Here is a 13,820-nt window from a genome sequence, read left to right as displayed (position 1 = left end):
CTGCCGCAGCGTGCGCTCAGCTGGCGGGCTTGGCGCCGGGGTCGACGTAGACGCCCTGCTCCTTCAACGCGTCGACCACTTCCTTCGGCATGTATTTCTCGTCATGCTTGGCCAGAACTTCGGTCGCGACGAAGGTATCACCCTCCATCTTGCCAAGCGCGATCATCCCCTGCCCCTCGCCGAAGAGGTCCGGCAGCACGCCGGTATAGCGCACCGGCACCGTGGCATTGGTATCCGTCACCGCGAAGGCCACCTCGGTGCCCTCACCCCGCTTGATCGAGCCCTCGACCACCAGCCCGCCGATGCGGAAGGTCTCGCCCGCGCGCGGCGGCTCGGTCATCACCTGGCTGGGCGAGCGGAAGTAGTTGATCCCGTCGCGCATCGCATAGCCGACAAGGCCGGTTGCCCCCAGAAGCGCAACCGCCGCCAGCGCGATCACCTGAATGCGCCGCTGCTTCTTCAGGCCCTTCAGACCGCGGAATTCCTGCTTGCCACTCATCGCTTGCATCCCTTGCCGACGCCCGGCCTATGCCACGTCCAAGGTGGGCGCGCCTTGACCAGAATCAAGGTGCAGGACCCGTAGGCCGGGCTTCAGCCCGGCGCCCCTCACGGAAAGACCGGCGCCAGCATCAGCCCTTCCGTCTCCGGCAGCCCCAGCATCAGGTTCGCATTCTGGATCGCCTGGCCCGAGCTTCCCTTGGTCAGGTTGTCCAAGACCGCCACCACCATCGCGCGCCCCGGCACCCGGTCGCCGATCACCCCCAGATGGCAGAAATTGCTCCCGGCAATGTCGCGGGTCGAGGGCAGCGCCCCGAAGGGAAGGACCTGCAGGAACGGCTCGCTTTCATAAGCCTTTTCAAGCACCTGATGGACGGTCTTCGCGTCGCCCTTCACATAGACCGTCGCCAGGATGCCCCGGTTCATCGGCAGCAGGTGGGGCGTGAACTGCACCCGCACGGGCCGCCCGGCGATCTTCGAGAACTCCTGATCGAATTCGCCCAGATGCCGGTGCTTGCCGCCCGCCGAATAGGTATGCGTGCCGCCGGACAATTCCGCGTGAAGCAGGTTTTCCTTCAACGACCGCCCCGCACCCGAGACCCCGGCCTTCAGGTCGATCAGGATGTCATCCAGGTCGATCACGCCCGCCGCGATCAAGGGCCGCAGCGCGAACTGCCCGGTCGCCGCATTGCAGCCAGTCCCCGCCACCAGCCGCGCGGACCTGATCTCGTCGCGGTAGAACTCGGTCAGCCCGTAGACCGCCTCCTTCTGGATCTCCACCGCCGTATGCGGCTGGCCGTACCATTTCTCGTATTCCGCCGGGTCGCGCAGCCGGAAGTCGGCGGACAGATCGACGATCCGCAAGCTCTTCGGCAGCTTCGCCACCACCTCCTGCGTCGTCGCATGAGGAAGCGCGCAGAAGCACAGGTCGACATTGGAAAAATCGATCTCGTCGATCTTCTGAAGCCTCGGCAGGTCCAGATGCCGCAGGAAGGGGAAGACCTCCGCCATCGCCATGCCCGCCTTGCGGTCGGCGGACAGCGCGACGATCTGCATCGACGGATGCGTCGCGATCAGGCGGACAAGCTCCGCCCCCGTATAGCCCGAGGCCCCGAGGATGGCGATGCGATGCGACATGGCGCGGCTTCCCTGCAAACGAAACGCGCCCTCTTTGCGCCCCTCACGCCCCCAATGCAAGACCGGCGAATGTCACCGGCACAATTCCCGCGAAAGCCCGTTCATCTTTGCCCAAATATCCCCGCCGGAGGCTCTTCGGCGCGACCCGGGGCCCGCGCTTTCATACTGGCGCAAATATCCCCGCCGGAGGCATCCGACCGCCCGGCCGTGAGCCTTCCTTGTCGTCGACACGATACCGCCGAAGCCAAGCACCTCCCCTCCCCCTCCGTGGGGGGGGCCGGGGGTGGGGGGGGCGACGCTCGAATTCCTAAGAAATCCCTAACGTCCGCGACCAAGCCCTTGATTTCAAACGCCCCGATTTTCTGTCCACCGTGGACAGGTCACGGCACCGGGGTCCACATCACATCCTCGATCCGGGGCGCGCCGGAGGCCAGCATGACCACCCGGTCGAACCCCATCGCGATCCCCGCCGCCGGAGGCATGATCTCCAGCGCCGCCAGGAAATCCTCGTCCAGGGGATAGCTCTCGCCATAGACCCGCGCCTTCTCCGCCATCTCCGCCTCGAACCGCCGCCGCTGCTCGCCTGCGTCGGTCAACTCCCCGAACCCGTTCGCCAGTTCCACCCCGCACGCATAGACCTCGAACCGCTCCGCCACCCTCGCGTCCCCCGGCACCCGCCGCGCCAGCGCCGCCTCCGCCGCAGGATAATGATCCAGGATCGTCACGCAGCCTTGCCCCAGCTTCGGCTCCACCTTCTCCGACAAGACCCGGCTCAGCATGTCCGACCAGGTATCGTCCGAAGCCCGCCGGACCCCGATCCGGTCCAGCTCCGCCCCCAGGCGAGCCGCATCCGTCGACCCGTCCCCCCGGATCGACGCCAACAGATCCACCCCGGCATGGGTCGCGAAAGCCTCCGCCACCGACAGCCTCTCGGGCTCCAGGAAAGGATCGCAGACCCGCTCCCGGAACCGCAACACCGAAGCCCCCGCCCCCCGCGCGGCCAGCCGCAAGAAGGCCATCGTGTCGGCCATCAGCACCTCATAGCCCTCACCCACCCGATACCATTCCAGCATCGTGAACTCCGGGGAATGCAGCACCCCCCGCTCCCGGTTCCGCCAGACATGCGAGAAGGCATGGATCCGGCTTTCCCCCGCCGCCAGCAGCTTCTTCATCGCGAACTCGGGCGAGGTGTGGAGATACATCTGCCGCCCCGCCCCGTCGTTGCCGATGGCCTCGGTCCGGAACCCGTGCAGGTGTGCCTCGTTCCCCGGGCTGATCGCCAGCGCCGCCGGGTCAACCTCGGTAAAGCCCTCCCCCGCCAGCCAGCCCCGGATCGCCGCCTGGATGCGGTTGCGGGTGAAAAGCAGCGGACGGCGGTCGGCGTGGCGGGAGGGGCTCCACCAGGTGGAAGAGGGATTCATCTGGAAATTCCGGTCTGGATAGGTTAGGGCGCGCGGGCAAAGGACGGTCCAAGGGGACCGGCCCCCGATATAACAAGGACCAGACCTTTGAAAGTCATCGCCTCCAGCTTGCGCAAGGGCAACGTCGTCGAGATGGACGGCAGGCTCTACGTCGTGCTCACCGCCTCGAACTTCCACCCCGGCAAGGGCACCCCCACGACCTCGGTCGACATGCGGCGGATCTCGGACGGGGTGAAGGTCTCCGAACGCTGGCGGACGACCGAGATGGTGGAAAAGGCCACTGTCGACGAGCGGGAATATGACTACCTTTACGAAGACGGCGAGGGGTTCCACTTCATGGAGCCGACCACCTACGAGCAGGTCGTCGTCACCGAGGATATCATGGGGGCGAACAAGCCCTACCTGCAGGAAGGCATGCGCTGCTATGTGAAGACCTTCGACGGGGTTCCGATCGCCCTCGAAGTCCCGCAGAAGATCACCGTCGAGATCACCGAGACCGAGCCGGTGGTGAAGGGGCAGACGGCCTCGTCCTCGTACAAGCCGGCGATGACCTCGAACGGGCTGCGGATCATGGTTCCCCCCCATATCGGGCCGGGCACGCGGATCGTGATCAACACCGACGACGACAGCTACGTCGAGCGCGCGAAGGACTGATCCGCAGCTACTGGCGGCCCACTGTCGACTGGCAGCATGAAGACTGATGGAGGGTATTGATGCAGGCGTGGCGGACACTCGTTCCCACCTCGTTCCGCCCCCTTCAGATTCTGCGCGAGCCGCACGCCTTGCTGCGTCCGCGTGGCCTTCGGGACAGTGCCGGGCGTCGGCTTCCGTCAGGCTTGTTCCGGCCTGACGGCTCGACCATCGATCCCGCCCTTCCGCCTCCCGACCCGACTGCGGTCTTCCGCGCCCCGCATCCCCCGACGGACGGGTTCCGTCGGGGCGCCTGGGTCTACGGCGGCATCCTCCTGAACCATTTTGGTCATGTCATGATCGAAACCGGGGCACGGCTCTGGGCTGTCCCCGAGCTTCTCTCCCGAGGTCTGCCGCTGGATGGCATCCTCTTTCAACGCAAAAAGGCGGCCGAGGCTTCTGGCGATGGGAAGTTGCCATTCACGTCGGCGGCTTTTCTGTCAATCTTCTCACCCGACATTCCGGTGGCAGTCGCCGACAGCACAGAGACGATCGAGACGCTCTACGTTCCAGAAATCAGTATCTCGGTTACACCCGAGCGGTTCGTGGGCACGCGCGAGCATTGGGCCTTTTTCCGCGACCGTGCAGCTCGGGTAGGATCGCACCCAGATCCGGTTGACATCTATGTTTCACGGTCCCAGGACGGCGCCCGAGGCGGGTTCCTGTTCGAAGCGGACCTAGAGGCCGTCTTGGCGGCTGCGGGCTACCGCATTTTCCACCCGCAGCACCATTCCGTGTCCGATCAAATCGCCACTTACCGCCGTGCACGCCGCCTCGTATCGATCGATGGCTCTGCGCTCCATCTTGCGGCTACGGCATTGTCGCAAGACGCCCGCGTCGCCATCCTGGCGCGGCGCGAGTTTTTCGCTTGGGCCATTGCCGACCAACTGCGATTGGCCGCTGCGTGCCAGGTCTCAGTGATCGATGCGCGGAAAGCCGTCTACAATTTCGCGGGCCCGATGGCCTCTAGGGTGCAACTTGCGACGGTGAAAGGATGGTCGAGCAGCTTCGTCTTGCCGGACTTTGCCGAACTTGGCCAAGCGCTTGTCCTGAATGGGTTCCTTGACAGCATGCCCACCTGGCCGACCCGCAATACGGCAGATCTGGACCGCGAGCTGCAAAGGGCCTCTCGCCTGCACAATGAGGCGCTTCTCCCTGTGACAGATGCCATGTTGGCGCTGCAGCCGTATTTCAATGCGCAAATTGCGGAAGACACTCGCTAAGGGAGTGTTTCACTGCGATCAGCGCGGATGCTCTGATTGCCGAAGTGTTTGACCACCTGCCGAGAGTGACGCTCCAACGTGTTTCCTGCGGCGTCGCGCAGGTCTATCGCTTTGCCTACTGGGCGCTGCGGGGGTGGGGGGAAGAGAGTCGGGGTGAACCCCGACCTACGGGGGCGTTCATGGTGCCAGTTCGCCCGCCTCGATGCGGAAGGGCAGGATGTTGCCGGGCGGTGGCAGCGGGCAGATGGCGAAGTCGGTGAAAGCGCAGGGCGGGGAGATGGCGCGGTTGAAGTCGAGGGTGATTTCGGTCCCTGACGGATCCTCGCCGAAGAGGAAGCGGCAGGCCGGGTAGGTTTCCCCTGCCGTCCTGTCGCGGAAGACGAACATCGGCTTGCCGGATTTCACATGCGTGGGCGTCAGGGTGATGGTTTTGCCCTCATGCCAGAACGTCGCGCGGTGGGTCACGGTGACGGCCGCGGTGGAGCCGTCTTTCATTGTGATCTCAGCGGCTTCCGGGGCGAGGCTCTCCCACTTCGCGCGGATGGTCCAGTCCGGATCGTCGGGGAAATAGCGCAGCTTCACGGTCGGCTGCTGCGTCAGGTCGCGGACGCGGAGCGCCGGAATGCCGTCGACGGTGTGGATTTCCAAGAGAAACGAGTCGACGCGCAGTTGCGGGAAGGCATCGGGGACCGGCTGGAAGGGTTGCGGAGCCTCACCGGGCCGCGTGAAGGTGGCGCCGTTTGCCGTGAGGTCGAGCGTGCCGAGGAGATCGGGGCCGGAGGGCAGCTGCACCTCCTGCGCTGCGCCGACCAGGTGGCGCCCCGGCGCAAGGTCGATGCGGGCGACGAGATTCAGCCAGCCGTTAGGGGCGGTGAGGGCGGCAAGGCGCGCAGCACGATAGTCGGCAAGCGGCAGCATTCAGAGACCAGCCGCCTTGCGCAGGGCTTCGTTGATCCGCGACTGCCAGCCGGGGCCTTCGGCCTTGAAATGGGCGATCACCTCGGGATCGAGGCGGATGGTGGTGGAGATTTTCGTCGCCGCAGCGAGGGGGCGGCCGCGTTGAACCTTCACCTTGGAGAACTGCTCGATCCAATAGGGGGTGGAGAGGTCGGGAGCGTCATCCACCGGATCGAAGGCGGCATCACCGTAGGTGTCCGGATCATAGGGATGAACGATAGGCGTCTTGTTCACGTTCATTGGCCTTCCTCAGACTGATGATCCTGCGGCTGGTGCCCCGCATCGTCCAGATTACAATAACCATTCGATCCCTCAGATAACCCACTGTCATGAAGCGATCCTCGCCGTAGTCCAGCCGTGTATCGGCAAGGGTGAGAATCGCATCTGCAAAGACTTCCGCCGCATCGGCCATGTCCAGCCCACGGTCGGCAAGAGTAGCGCGTCGTTTGGCGGGGTCGAATTCTATGTCCATTTAATGTTACTACAGAAAATTGTCAAGGCCGCACACAGGGCGGTGCGCTGTAGCGCATCCTACGACTATGCCGCCTCGAACGAGATCTTCCGGCGCAGGAATTGCGTCGCCTTGTTCGAGACATAGGCCGGGTCGCCGGTGGTCAGGAACCGGGACCGGGTGCCGGACCCGAGGAATTGCGGGCGGCGTGTCAGGTAGTCCGCCAGGCTTTCGGCCACCAGGTCGGCTTGCGAATAGACCTTGACGCCCGGCCCCAGCGCCTCGGCAAAGACCTTCTCCATCAGGGGATAATGCGTGCAGCCGAGGATCGCCGCCTCGGGCTTCGGCATCCTGCGCTTCAGCGCCTCGACATGGGAGCGGACCAGCGCCTCGGCGAGGATTTCATCGCCCTGTTCGATGGCGTCGACCACGCCGCCGCAGGGTTGCGCCTCCACGTCGACGCCGATGGCGCGGAAGGCAAGCTCGCGCTGGAAGGCGCGTGAGGCGACAGTGGCGGGCGTGGCGAAAAGCGCCACATGCTTCACGGCCACCTCGCGCGGAGGGGAGTTGTCGCCCCACTGGCGTTCGGTGAGGGCCTCGATCAGGGGGACGAAAACGCCGAGGACGCGCTTCTCCGGCGGGACCCAGGTTTCCTGCATCCGCTTCAAGGCGGCGGCAGAGGCGGTGTTGCAGGCGAGAATCACCAGATCGCAGCCCTCGGCCCAGAGACGTTCGGTGGCCGCGCAGGTCAGCGCGAAGATGTCGTCGCTGTCACGGACGCCATAGGGGGCATGGGCATTGTCGCCGTAGTAGACGAAGGGGATGTCCGGCAGGCGCCGCGCGACGGCGTCCAGAACCGTCAGACCGCCCAGACCCGAATCGAAGATTCCGACCGCCATGTCCTGCCCTTTCGCCTGCCTGCGGGTCATCCTGCCCGCTTTCCGGTCGCATCATAGGCAGGGCGGCCCGGTTTCGGAAGGGCTGCGACATCGGGGCGGGCTTTTTCGCGCTGCCACGGCATTTACATCAGAACAGGTTTTCCCCAGAAGCATGGCTCGTGCTACTGTGTTTCGGGTTTGAAAGAGGGTGACAGATGGACTGGGACAAGCTGAGGATCTTTCACGCGGTGGCGGAGAAGGGCAGCCTGACCCATGCGGGCGATGTGCTGCACCTGTCGCAATCGGCGGTCAGTCGGCAGATCAGGGCGCTGGAGGAGAGCCTCGCGGTCACGCTCTTCCACCGCCACGCACGGGGGCTGATCCTGACCGAACAGGGCGAGCTTCTCTTCGACGCGACGCAGCAGATGGTGCGGCGGCTGGACGCGACGGCGGCGCGGATCCGGGACAGCGAGGACGAGGTCTTCGGCGAGTTGCGGGTGACGACGACCATGGGCTTCGGGACGCTGTGGCTGGCCCCTCGGCTGGCGCGTTTGTATGAGAAATACCCGGCCCTGAAGATCGACCTGATGCTGGAGGAACGCGTCCTCGACCTGCCGATGCGCGAGGCGGATGTGGCGATAAGGATGAAGGAGCCAAGCCAGGCCGACCTGATCCGCAAGCGGCTGATGAACATCCGGATGCAGCTTTTCGCGACGCCGGAATACCTGGCGGCGCATGGCACGCCGCAGACGATGGATGATTTCAGTAGCCACCGGCTGATCGCCCAGCACGCGGGCACGCCGCAGGTGGCGGCGGGGGCTTCGCTGGTGGCGGAGCTGATGACGCATGACATTCCTTCGACGCTGACCGTGAACAACTACTTCGGTGTGTTGCAGGCGGTGTTGAACCACCTGGGGATCGGGGTGCTGCCGGACTACCTGACCGACGACTTCCCCAACCTGGTCCGCGTGTTGCCCGAGGTGCAGAGCGGCGAGGTGCCGGTGTTCCTCGCCTACCCCGAGGAGTTGCGGCACTCCAAGCGGGTGGCGGCCTTCCGGGACTTCGTGACCGAGGAGATCATGGCCTTCCGCCGCCGTCAGGCCGAGGACGCGGCGGCCTGAAATGCTGCTATGCAGCATTTGCATAACGGCAATGCCCAAACGTCGGGCATTCCAGACTTGTTTGCGCAAGCAGGCGGCACTATTTGAACCCTCGAAGCGGTGATGAGCCTGGCTCTTGCCCCTTCGTACCTCCCTGTTGGACTTGGCCGAGCGGAAGCTCGGCCTTTTTTTGGCGTCACGACAGTTGCCGGTTGCGGCGGCGGGCCAGGAAGGCAGCGTCGGCGGGAGAAGAGGCCAGCGCGATGGCCTTGCCGTAGGCCTCCAGCGCCGGGCCTGTCTGGCCGCTGCGGGCCAGAAGCTCGGCCCGAGCGGCGTGGAACGGCTGATAGCCGGACAGGGCCTCGGACAGCGCCTCCAGCCGATCAATGGCCTCGCGAAGCCCGCCGGTTTCGGCCAGTGCGACGGCATGGTTCAGGCGGACAACGGCGGTCGGTTCGTGGCAGAGGAGTCCGGCGTAAAGAGCGGTGATCTGCGGCCAGTCCGGCGCATTCTGGCTGTGCAGTGCGGCGATGGCGGCCTTGATCTGGAAAGGGCCCGGGCTTCGGCGCGCAACCGCACGATCCAGAATCTCCTGCCCTTCGCTCCGCATCGGCTGATCCCAGAGCGAACGATCCTGCTCGGCCAGCGCCACGCTGACCCCGTCCACCACCCGCGCCGCGCGGCGGGCGTGGGTGAGCAAAAGAAGCGCCAGCGCACCTTCGACTTCCGCCGTGGCAGGCTGCAACTGGTCCAGCAGTCGCGCAAGGAAGATCGCCTCGTCGCAAAGATCGCGGTCGAGGCCGGGGCCAGCGGTGTAGTCCGCATTGAAGATCAGGTAGACCACCGTCAGGACGGAGTTCAACCTTTCGGGCAAGTCCCCGGATTCGGGCAGCTTGAACGGAATGCCCGCCGCAGCGATCTTGGCCTTGGCGCGGGACAGGCGCTGGCCCATCGCGGGTTCTGTATCGAGGAAGGCGCGGGCGATCTGGGCCGTTGTCAGCCCCCCCAATGTGCGCAGAGTCAGCGCCACGCGGGTCTTCGGCTCCAGCGCAGGATGGCAGCAGGTGAAGATCAGGCGAAGCCGATGGTCGGGGATCATCTCTGCCTCCTCCTCGACAGGGTCGGCGGCCAGGACGGCAAGGGCCGCCACCCCTGCCCCATCACGCTTCCCGCGTCGCAAACGGTCGATCACCTTGCGCCGGGCCACAGCCAGAAGCCACCCCTGCGGCCTGTCCGGTACTCCGCCGCGACCCCAGTGCTGTACCGCAGCCGCGAGAGCGTCCTGCAAGGCGTCCTCCGCCAGCTGGAAGTCACGAAAGCGGGCGATGAGGGCGGCAAGACACCGCCCCCGGTCGTCGCGCATCACCCTGTCAAGCGCGGTGCTGGCAAGGACGGCTTGGCTCACCCGAAGACCACGATGGGACGGACTTCGATGGTGCCGTATTTCGCCCCCGGAATTTGCGCCGCCCATTTCAGCGCCTCGTCAAGATCGGCGCAGTCGAGCAGGTAATAGCCGCCCAGATGCTCCTTGGTGTCGGCGAAGGGGCCGTCGATGGTTTCCACCTTGCCGTCCCGGACGCGGACCGACGTGGCGGTCGTGACGGGCTGCAGCGCATCACCCGCCTTCATCACCCCGGCTTCCTTCACCCGGCGGGTATAGGCGAAATAGTCGTCGTTCATCGCCTTGCCCATCGGCGGGGTCAGGGCGGGGTCGGTATAGATCAGGGCCATGTATTGCATCGCGGTCTCCTTTGCAGGCCGGTTTCCGATTAAGAGTATGCCAAGGACGCGCGGGCGGGGGTGATTTCGACATCGCGACACCCGCGGCTCTAAAATTTTTCGACGAAAAATTTTAGAGCGCTTCCGGTTGCGGTGGTTTGCCCTTCTGCCGCCTTTCCCTTATGAGGCGCGCAACACCGCCAGAGGGGATGCCATGCAAGAGCCCGCCATCACGCCTGACCTCGTCGCCAGCCACGGGATCAAGCCCGATGAGTGGGAGCGTCTGCTGGGCATTCTGGGGCGGCAGCCGTCATTCACCGAACTCGGCATCTTCTCGGCGATGTGGAACGAGCATTGTTCCTACAAGTCGTCGAAGATCCACCTGAAGAAGCTGCCGACGACCGGGCCGCAGGTGATCTGCGGGCCGGGCGAGAATGCGGGCGTGGTCGACATCGGCGACGGGCAGGCGGTGATCTTCAAGATGGAGAGCCACAACCACCCCTCCTATATCGAGCCGCATCAGGGCGCGGCGACCGGCGTGGGCGGCATCCTGCGCGATGTCTTCACGATGGGCGCGCGGCCGATCGCAGCGATGAATGCGCTGTCCTTCGGCCTGCCCTCGCATCCGAAGACCGCGCATCTGGTGAAGGGCGTGGTCGAGGGCGTGGGGTCCTACGGCAATGCCTTCGGGGTGCCGACGGTGGGCGGCGAGGTGCGCTTCCACCGCAGTTACAACGGCAACTGCCTGGTGAACGCCTTCGCGGCGGGCTTGGCGGATACCGACAAGATCTTCTATTCGGCGGCCTCGGGCGTGGGGATGCCGGTGGTCTACCTTGGCGCCAAGACCGGGCGCGACGGGGTGGGCGGGGCGACGATGGCTTCGGCCGAGTTCGACGACACCATCGAGGAGAAGCGCCCCACCGTGCAGGTCGGCGACCCCTTCACCGAGAAGCGGCTTCTGGAGGCTTGTCTGGAGCTGATGGCCTCGGGCGCGGTGATTTCCATTCAGGACATGGGCGCGGCGGGGCTGACCTGTTCGGCGGTCGAGATGGGCGACAAGGGCGGGCTTGGCATCCGGCTGCAGCTTGACGACGTGCCGCAGCGCGAGACCGGGATGACCGCCTACGAGATGATGCTGTCCGAGTCGCAAGAGCGGATGCTGATGGTGCTGAAGCCCGAGATGGAGGCGGAGGCGCGGGCGATCTTCGTGAAATGGGACCTCGACTTCGCCATCGTGGGCGAGACGATCCCGGAGGACCGCTTCCTGATCCTGCATGGCAACGAGGTGAAGGCGGACATTCCGCTGTCGAAACTGTCGTCCTCTGCGCCGGAATATGACCGGCCCTGGGTTGCATCCCCTGCCCCGGCACCCTTGCCGCAGGTGCCGGCGATCACGCCGATTGCGGCCTTGAAGGTGCTGATCGGGTCGCCCTCCCATGCCCACAAGGCCTGGGTCTATGAGCAATACGATGCGCAGGTCGGCGCGGATACCGTGGTGGCTCCCGGCGCGGGCGCGGGCGTAGTGCGGGTGCACGGGACGGGGAAGCTTCTGGCCTTCACCTCGAACGTGACGCCGCGCTATGTGAAGGCGAACCCGTTCGAGGGCGGCAAGCAGGCGGTGGCCGAGGCCTATCGCAACCTCGTGGCGGTGGGCGCGCGGCCCCTCGCGACGACCGACAACCTGAACTTCGGCAACCCCGAAAAGCCCGAGATCATGGGGCAGTTCGTGGGCGCGCTGGAGGGGATCGGGGCGGCGGTGAAGGCGCTGGACATGCCGATCGTGTCCGGGAACGTCAGCCTTTACAACGAGACGGATGGCTCCGGCATCCTGCCGACGCCGACCATCGGCGCAGTGGGGATCATGCAGGCGGGTGACCTGATCGCGGGCCAGCCGCAGGACGGCGACATCGCGGTGGTGATCGGCGAGACTCGGGGGCATCTGGGACAATCGGCGCTGCTGGCCGAAGCCTTCGGGATCGAGGCGGGCGAGCCGCCGCCGGTGGACCTGACGCTGGAGGCCAATGCGGCCAAGGCTCTGCTCGCCAACCGCAAGCGGGTGCATGCGGCGCGGGACCTGGGCGACGGCGGGTTGGCGCTGGCGGCGTTCCGCATGGCGGAGGGCGCGGGGGTCGGGCTGGTGCTGAAGACCGGGGACATCGGGCAGCTCTTCGGCGAGGACCAGGCGCGCTATCTGGTGGCGATCCGGGCCGAGGATCTTGCCGCTTTCATGGCGGCGGCGGGCGGGGTCAAGGTGACGCAGGTCGGCAAATTCGGCGGTGACAAGGTGGCGTTCGGGATGGAAAGCGCGCCGATGGCAGAGCTGTCGGGGCTGTACCGTTCGGCCTTCGCGGCGGTGGTCGGGGTCTGATGCTGCGGCCCGCGACGGCGGCGGATTTCGGCTTCATCCGCGGCCTTGCCAGCCAGCCGGAGAATGCGCCCTTCATCACCGACGAGGACGAGGCGGCGCTGGCGGGCTATCTTTCCGATCCTTCTGCGCGGCTGTTGATCTGGGAACCGGCGGGCGCGCCTGCGGGCTTCGTGCTCTGGTGCGGGCTGGGCGAGCCCTCGGGCGCGGTGGAGTTGCGGCGGCTGGCGTTGGCGGCGACGGGCGGCGGTCAGGGGCAGGTCTTCATCCGGGCGCTGGTAGATTATGGGTTCGGCGCGCTGGACGCGGCGCGGGTCTGGCTGGATGCCTCGGGCGAGAACCCGCGGGCGGTGAAGGTCTATGAGCGCGCGGGCTTCACGCTGGAGGGGCGGCTCCGGCAGCACTGGTATCGCCCGGCGCTGGGGCGGGTGGTGGACCTGATGCTGTTCGGGATGCTCCGCGCCGAATGGGAAGCCCTTGAACCGCTTGGGTCCCGGGCCTAGGTTGATCCGGTAGGAGGAGACCCCAATGCCCATCGAAGCCCGCGACATCGAAACCCTGCTCCGGGAGGCTTTCCCCAAGGCGAAGATCAGCGTGCAGGGCGACGACGGCGCGCATTTCGCGGCGGAAGTGATCGACGAATCGTTCCGGGGCCTGAACCGGGTGCAGCAGCAGCGGGCGGTCTATGCGGCGCTGAAGGGCAAGATGGACGGCGCGCAGGGCGAGCTGCACGCGCTGGCCCTGACGACCAAGGCGCCGGAGTGAACGTCTTCGGATCACTCAGCTTCTGGGTGATCTTTGTTGTCGTCGTGGCGGCGGGACTGGTCGTGATCATTCGCCATGAGCGATCCCGGCACCGTCAGCCCACGCAAAGACGGGGAGTCCAGCCGCATGAGCAGGCCAAACTGATCATAGCCGATCTTGGCGCTGACGGTTTCGACAACAATGTCAACCACGCCTATCACATGACCACCGATCCGCAGGCCTATGCAAAGGCCTTTGTCCCCCTAGACCACAAGGACTGAGGCAATGTCGGAAGTGCAGGCAAAGCAGGAACGTATGGCAGCCGTGGTGATGTCGCTGGGGTCGATCTTCATCGCGGCGATGGAGTTTCTGGACCGCCCCGCACCGGGAGAGTTCGTCGAGGCCGAGCCCGACTGGTATGTCACCTTCCAGATCGGGCTGCACGGGGTGATCCTGCTGCTGCTTCTCTTCTCGCTGGTCCGCCTGTCCCGGATGACCGCCGACCGGCCCGCGCTTCGCGGTCCCTTCACCGTGATGGTCCTTGTCGGCATCGCTGCGGCTGCCTATGTCGTGGGGCGGGACCTCGGGCTGGTCTGAAACGCGGGGAGGCCGGGATGGCGACAGGGGCTGGACTGGG

Annotated in this window: 17 protein-coding genes; 8 read left to right on the top strand and 9 right to left on the bottom strand. The window is 65.8% G+C overall.

What is annotated here, in order from left to right; genetic code table 11:
• Positions 1–16 precede the first annotated feature (16 nt).
• From ccmE to epmA, 3 genes are all read right to left on the bottom strand, one after another.
• Complete coding sequence (gene ccmE, locus ACE3P6_RS14140; protein WP_374396225.1) at positions 17–472, bottom strand: cytochrome c maturation protein CcmE; 456 nt, start codon at positions 470–472, stop codon at positions 17–19.
• Positions 473–606: 134 nt separating this feature from the next.
• The gene (gene argC, locus ACE3P6_RS14135) at positions 607–1,635 is read right to left on the bottom strand and encodes an N-acetyl-gamma-glutamyl-phosphate reductase (RefSeq protein ID WP_374396143.1); all 1,029 of its coding nucleotides are present in this window, start codon (positions 1,633–1,635) and stop codon (positions 607–609) included.
• A gap of 380 nt (positions 1,636–2,015) precedes the next feature.
• On the bottom strand, positions 2,016–3,056 hold the full coding sequence (gene epmA, locus ACE3P6_RS14130; RefSeq protein WP_374396140.1) for an EF-P lysine aminoacylase EpmA: 1,041 nt from the start codon (positions 3,054–3,056) through the stop codon (positions 2,016–2,018).
• Between the two features lie 87 nt (positions 3,057–3,143).
• Between epmA and efp the strand changes: the two genes are divergently transcribed.
• Positions 3,144–3,710, top strand: coding sequence for an elongation factor P (gene efp, locus ACE3P6_RS14125; protein ID WP_374374169.1), 567 nt, complete (start codon positions 3,144–3,146; stop codon positions 3,708–3,710).
• 182 nt (positions 3,711–3,892) lie between these two features.
• Entirely contained in the window at positions 3,893–4,969 is a 1,077-nt protein-coding gene (locus ACE3P6_RS14120) for a glycosyltransferase 61 family protein (protein WP_374396138.1), read from the top strand.
• A gap of 177 nt (positions 4,970–5,146) precedes the next feature.
• Here the strand turns inward: ACE3P6_RS14120 and ACE3P6_RS14115 are convergent, their stop codons facing one another.
• The 4 genes from ACE3P6_RS14115 to murI all read right to left on the bottom strand — a co-directional run bounded on the left by ACE3P6_RS14115 (position 5,147) and on the right by murI (position 7,276).
• Positions 5,147–5,887, bottom strand: coding sequence for a DUF1684 domain-containing protein (locus tag ACE3P6_RS14115; protein ID WP_374396136.1), 741 nt, complete (start codon positions 5,885–5,887; stop codon positions 5,147–5,149).
• On the bottom strand, positions 5,888–6,166 hold the full coding sequence (locus tag ACE3P6_RS14110) for a BrnA antitoxin family protein (RefSeq protein WP_374396134.1): 279 nt from the start codon (positions 6,164–6,166) through the stop codon (positions 5,888–5,890).
• Positions 6,129–6,398 carry a BrnT family toxin gene (locus tag ACE3P6_RS14105; RefSeq protein WP_374374179.1) on the bottom strand — a complete coding sequence of 90 codons (270 nt, stop codon included), beginning with the start codon at positions 6,396–6,398 and terminating at the stop codon, positions 6,129–6,131. The genes ACE3P6_RS14110 and ACE3P6_RS14105 overlap by 38 nt, the downstream gene beginning before the upstream one ends.
• Before the next feature lie 65 nt (positions 6,399–6,463).
• On the bottom strand, positions 6,464–7,276 hold the full coding sequence (murI, locus tag ACE3P6_RS14100; RefSeq protein WP_374396222.1) for a glutamate racemase: 813 nt from the start codon (positions 7,274–7,276) through the stop codon (positions 6,464–6,466).
• 194 nt (positions 7,277–7,470) lie between these two features.
• On the opposite strand from murI, the gene ACE3P6_RS14095 reads away from it, so the two are divergent.
• A complete protein-coding gene (locus tag ACE3P6_RS14095; protein WP_374374183.1) occupies positions 7,471–8,376 on the top strand; it encodes a LysR family transcriptional regulator in 906 nt (301 codons plus the stop codon).
• 175 nt (positions 8,377–8,551) lie between these two features.
• Here the strand turns inward: ACE3P6_RS14095 and ACE3P6_RS14090 are convergent, their stop codons facing one another.
• The gene (locus tag ACE3P6_RS14090; protein WP_374396132.1) at positions 8,552–9,760 is read right to left on the bottom strand and encodes an RNA polymerase sigma factor; all 1,209 of its coding nucleotides are present in this window, start codon (positions 9,758–9,760) and stop codon (positions 8,552–8,554) included.
• On the bottom strand, positions 9,757–10,095 hold the full coding sequence (locus ACE3P6_RS14085; protein ID WP_294970078.1) for a YciI family protein: 339 nt from the start codon (positions 10,093–10,095) through the stop codon (positions 9,757–9,759). The genes ACE3P6_RS14090 and ACE3P6_RS14085 overlap by 4 nt, the downstream gene beginning before the upstream one ends.
• Positions 10,096–10,288: 193 nt before the next feature.
• Here ACE3P6_RS14085 and purL point away from each other — a divergent pair, with 193 nt between their 5' ends.
• The 5 genes from purL to ACE3P6_RS14060 are packed head-to-tail and all read left to right on the top strand — an operon-like array spanning position 10,289 to position 13,780.
• Positions 10,289–12,442, top strand: a complete 2,154-nt coding sequence (purL, locus tag ACE3P6_RS14080; RefSeq protein ID WP_374396129.1) for a phosphoribosylformylglycinamidine synthase subunit PurL — start codon at positions 10,289–10,291, stop codon at positions 12,440–12,442.
• The gene (locus tag ACE3P6_RS14075; RefSeq protein ID WP_374396127.1) at positions 12,442–12,942 is read left to right on the top strand and encodes a GNAT family N-acetyltransferase; all 501 of its coding nucleotides are present in this window, start codon (positions 12,442–12,444) and stop codon (positions 12,940–12,942) included. The genes purL and ACE3P6_RS14075 overlap by 1 nt, the downstream gene beginning before the upstream one ends.
• 25 nt (positions 12,943–12,967) lie before the next feature.
• Positions 12,968–13,204, top strand: a complete 237-nt coding sequence (locus ACE3P6_RS14070; protein WP_374374196.1) for a BolA/IbaG family iron-sulfur metabolism protein — start codon at positions 12,968–12,970, stop codon at positions 13,202–13,204.
• The gene (locus ACE3P6_RS14065) at positions 13,201–13,464 is read left to right on the top strand and encodes a hypothetical protein (RefSeq protein ID WP_374396123.1); all 264 of its coding nucleotides are present in this window, start codon (positions 13,201–13,203) and stop codon (positions 13,462–13,464) included. Before ACE3P6_RS14070 ends, ACE3P6_RS14065 begins: the two co-directional genes overlap by 4 nt.
• 4 nt (positions 13,465–13,468) lie before the next feature.
• Complete coding sequence (locus ACE3P6_RS14060; RefSeq protein WP_374396121.1) at positions 13,469–13,780, top strand: hypothetical protein; 312 nt, start codon at positions 13,469–13,471, stop codon at positions 13,778–13,780.
• Positions 13,781–13,820: the final 40 nt, after the last annotated feature.

The organism is Tabrizicola sp. (assembly GCF_041911175.1).
Lineage (GTDB): Bacteria > Pseudomonadota > Alphaproteobacteria > Rhodobacterales > Rhodobacteraceae > Tabrizicola.
Note: the sequence above shows the minus strand (reverse complement) of the source record. Positions and strands in the feature narration are given on the sequence as shown.

Bases quoted from the DNA above. Each gene is read 5' to 3' on its own strand.
- argC (WP_374396143.1), bottom strand. From the start codon at position 1,635: ATGTCGCATCGCATCGCCATCCTCGGGGCCTCGGGCTATACGGGGGCG.
- epmA (WP_374396140.1), bottom strand. From the start codon at position 3,056: ATGAATCCCTCTTCCACCTGGTGGAGCCCCTCCCGCCACGCCGACCGC.
- ACE3P6_RS14115 (WP_374396136.1), bottom strand. From the start codon at position 5,887: ATGCTGCCGCTTGCCGACTATCGTGCTGCGCGCCTTGCCGCCCTCACC.
- ACE3P6_RS14110 (WP_374396134.1), bottom strand. From the start codon at position 6,166: ATGAACGTGAACAAGACGCCTATCGTTCATCCCTATGATCCGGACACC.
- ACE3P6_RS14105 (WP_374374179.1), bottom strand. From the start codon at position 6,398: ATGGACATAGAATTCGACCCCGCCAAACGACGCGCTACTCTTGCCGAC.
- murI (WP_374396222.1), bottom strand. From the start codon at position 7,276: ATGGCGGTCGGAATCTTCGATTCGGGTCTGGGCGGTCTGACGGTTCTG.
- ACE3P6_RS14095 (WP_374374183.1), top strand. From the start codon at position 7,471: ATGGACTGGGACAAGCTGAGGATCTTTCACGCGGTGGCGGAGAAGGGC.
- ACE3P6_RS14085 (WP_294970078.1), bottom strand. From the start codon at position 10,095: ATGCAATACATGGCCCTGATCTATACCGACCCCGCCCTGACCCCGCCG.
- purL (WP_374396129.1), top strand. From the start codon at position 10,289: ATGCAAGAGCCCGCCATCACGCCTGACCTCGTCGCCAGCCACGGGATC.
- ACE3P6_RS14075 (WP_374396127.1), top strand. From the start codon at position 12,442: ATGCTGCGGCCCGCGACGGCGGCGGATTTCGGCTTCATCCGCGGCCTT.
- ACE3P6_RS14070 (WP_374374196.1), top strand. From the start codon at position 12,968: ATGCCCATCGAAGCCCGCGACATCGAAACCCTGCTCCGGGAGGCTTTC.
- ACE3P6_RS14060 (WP_374396121.1), top strand. From the start codon at position 13,469: ATGTCGGAAGTGCAGGCAAAGCAGGAACGTATGGCAGCCGTGGTGATG.